1 protein-coding gene and 1 pseudogene are annotated in these 1,785 nt (G+C 69.9%); both read left to right on the top strand.

The features are described 5' to 3' along the window. A pseudogene (locus LL239_RS17445) lies at positions 1-306 on the top strand (hypothetical protein); the annotation flags it as partial. Next, positions 303-1,721 carry a DNA cytosine methyltransferase gene (locus tag LL239_RS17450; protein ID WP_228164594.1) on the top strand — a complete coding sequence of 473 codons (1,419 nt, stop codon included), beginning with the start codon at positions 303-305 and terminating at the stop codon, positions 1,719-1,721. The pseudogene LL239_RS17445 and the gene LL239_RS17450, both read left to right, overlap by 4 nt. The last annotated feature ends 64 nt before the right edge of the window (positions 1,722-1,785 follow it).

The raw sequence follows: 1,785 nt of genomic DNA on the forward strand, positions 1-1,785 counted from the left end.
CAGCGTTGCGCACGCTGCGGCAAGGTCATCTGGGAGAACGGTTCCCGTCACCACCGGAAGTACAAGTCCCGCGGCGGCGGCGACGAGGTATCGAACGGACTCCTCATGTGCGGGTCCGGAACGACCGGATGCCACGGCTGGGCGCACCACCACTCGGACCTCGCCCGCGAGGACGGGTTCGCCGTCAACTCGTGGGAGGATCCGGCGCTCGTGCCCGTCCGCCTCTACATGGCGGGTGGTCGCCTGGTGTACCTCGACGACGAGGGCGGATGGTCGCTCGAGCCTCCCGAGGGGGTGACGGCATGAGCGCGCAGATGCTCGCCGAGTTGCCCGTCGAGGACATCGTCGCAGCGATGGGCTACCCGACGTCGGGCGAGCTGTTCGCCGGCGTCGGCGGCCTCGGCATGGCGGTCGACGAGGTGTTCGGCACGAAGCCCGCATGGTTCTGCGAGTTCGACGCCGCACCGTCGAAGGTGCTCGCGCACCACTTCCCGGACGTGCCGAACTTCGGAGACGTGACGAAGGTGGACTGGTCCGCCGCGCCCCGCGTGCGGGTGCTTGCGGGCGGCTTCCCCTGCCAGGATGTGTCGCTCGCCGGCGCACGTCGGGGCATGCAGGACGGCACCCGCTCGGGTTTGTGGTCGGAGTATGTGAAGGCGATCGACGCTCTCCGACCCGACTGGGTCGTCATCGAGAACGTCCGCGGCCTCCTCTCCGCAGACGGGGAGCCGTGGCACCCCGACCTCATCGAAGCCGACGCCGAGGTGCGTCGCATCGACCAACTCATCCGCATGGTGGACCGGTTCCTCCACGAGAACCCGGCCCGCCGACGCGAAGGAAGGACCCCTCATGTCGTCGAGTGGAGGAGAGCAGCCGTTCGCCTGGCGCGATCCCGTAAGCGGGCGGTTCGTGTCCGCGACCGAGAGCGAGGACTTGTTCGGCGAGCAATCGACACAGTTCTCCGGGACCTGGCCGACCTCGGGTTCGATGCGGAGTGGGTCGGTCTACCGGCGTCCGACATCGGTGCACCGCACGGACGCTTCCGGGTCTTCATCCTCGCCTGGCCCGCAGAGCGCACTCTTCCCGACCCCTCGAGCCTCGGATGGGGAGAAGGGCGACCCGAATCGGCGGGGCCGTCGCGGCGACCTGACGATGAGCTCGGCGGTGCAGACTCTGCTCTGACGCTGCTTCCGACGCCGACGGTCGTCATGAACGACGGCGAGTCGGTCGAGTCGTGGTCCGCGCGTCGCGAGCGCGTGAAGGCGACCGGGGTGAATGGCAATGGGATGGGGATGCCACTGCCTATCGCAGTGCAGCTGCTGCCGACGCCCCAAGTCGCCGACGCGACGGGCGGGCACGCTACGCGCTCGGGCAACCGCGCGGACGAGAAGCTGCTCCCCGGAGCCGCGGTCGACGCCGTTATCGGATGGGGTCCATACGCCGCCGCCATCGCTCGGTGGGAACTCGTCATGGGCCGCCCCGCTCCGTCGCCTGTGCGGATGGACGGGAAGGGCGGGAAGGCTCGCCTCAACCCGGAACTCACCGAGTGGATGATGGGCTGGCCCTTCGGGTGGGTGACGGCATCCGTGATCGGCCTGTCTCGGGCGGAGCAGCTCAAGGCGTGCGGGAACGGCGTCGTCACCCTGCAGGCGATCGCGGCGCTGCGCATCATGCTCGCCCGCCCGGGCGTGCCTGCCGTCGAGTGGGAGGTGGCAGCATGACCGCCCCCACGAGAGTCCCGGGCGCGGTCTGCGCGCTCGGCTGCTGCACCGCCGAGGTCGCCGC

The sequence above is a fragment of the Microbacterium testaceum genome (assembly GCF_020781835.1).
GTDB classification, from domain to species: Bacteria; Actinomycetota; Actinomycetes; order Actinomycetales; family Microbacteriaceae; genus Microbacterium; species Microbacterium testaceum_H.

Excerpts from the sequence above, each read along its gene's own strand:
- LL239_RS17450 (WP_228164594.1), top strand. The coding sequence starts at position 303 with ATGAGCGCGCAGATGCTCGCCGAGTTGCCCGTCGAGGACATCGTCGCA.